Annotated in this window: 2 protein-coding genes; both read left to right on the top strand. The window is 69.1% G+C overall.

All coding sequences use genetic code 11. The annotated features are described in order from the left end of the window. Positions 1-949: acyl carrier protein (locus MJ783_RS21260; RefSeq protein ID WP_239313170.1), on the top strand; the 949-nt coding region annotated here is incomplete at its 5' end. A 15-nt stretch (positions 950-964) separates the two neighbouring features. Further along, on the top strand, positions 965-1053 hold an 89-nt coding region (locus tag MJ783_RS23810), incomplete at its 3' end, for a polyketide synthase docking domain-containing protein (protein WP_370651761.1).

The following is a 1053-nucleotide window of genomic DNA, read 5'->3' as shown; positions in this document are numbered from 1 at the left end:
GGTTCGCTTCGAAACAGCGGCCCGGACGCTGATCGACCGGGGCCATGACGTGTTCATCGAGGTCAGCCCGCACCCGCTGCTCAACTTCAGCATCCAGGAGATCCTCGACACCGCGGGGAGGCCCACGGCGGTGGTCACCGGGTCACTGCGCCGCGACGAGGGCGGACTCGAACGGTTCCTCATTTCCCTCGGTGAGGTGCACGCACGCGGGGCTTCGGTCAACTGGGCAGCGGTGTTCAGCGGCCGCAGCCCCCGCCGGGTGGAACTACCCACCTATGCCTTCCAGCATCGGCGGTACTGGCTCGACATCGCGCGCTCCTTTGCCGGCGAGAGGTCCGCCCGCGCGGTGCTGGGCGCGGACGTGGCACCGGCCGGGGACGAACCATCGCCGCTGTCCGGACCGCCGCTGCTCCAGCTGCTGGCGAGCCTGACAGCGGCCGAACGCGACGAGGTCCTGCTCGCGGCCGTCCGCGCGGAGACCGCCGCGGTCCTGGGCCATGACGGCGCGACCGAGATCGACCCGGACCGGGCGTTCCGGGAGCTCGGGCTGACCTCGCTGACCGCGGTCGACCTCCGGAACCGGCTGAACGCGGCCTCGGGGCTGCAACTACCCGCCACCCTTGTTTTCGACTACCCGACGCCCACCGCGATCGCCGAATACCTGCGATCACAACTGGCCCTGGACGCTGCGGCATCCGTTCCTTCGCCGCTGGCCGCCCTTGATCAGCTGGAGGCGTCGCTGGCGGCCGGGAGCACCGACGAGGCCGACCGCGGCGAGGCCATCTCCCGGCTGCGTGCGCTGATCGATCGATGGGAAGGCAGCAGGAACAACGGGAGCGCCTCCTCCGGTGACGGCGGGATCGACCTCGATGCGGCGACCGACGACGAGCTCTTCGCGCTCATGGACGACAGCGCCAAAGGTCGCCGAGCTGACGAAGAAAATTCATGAGGGAGCTGTTCCAGAATGGCGAATGAAGAGAAGCTCCGCGAGTATCTGAAGCGTGCGCTCGCCGATTCCCGGCAGGCGCGGAAACGCCTCCGCGAAGTCGAGTC

Source organism: Protofrankia sp. Cj3 (genome assembly GCF_917627355.1).
In the GTDB taxonomy this organism is placed as follows: domain Bacteria; phylum Actinomycetota; class Actinomycetes; order Frankiales; family Frankiaceae; genus Protofrankia.
The sequence above is the reverse complement of the archived record's forward strand: the minus strand, read 5'-3'. Positions and strand labels throughout refer to the sequence as shown.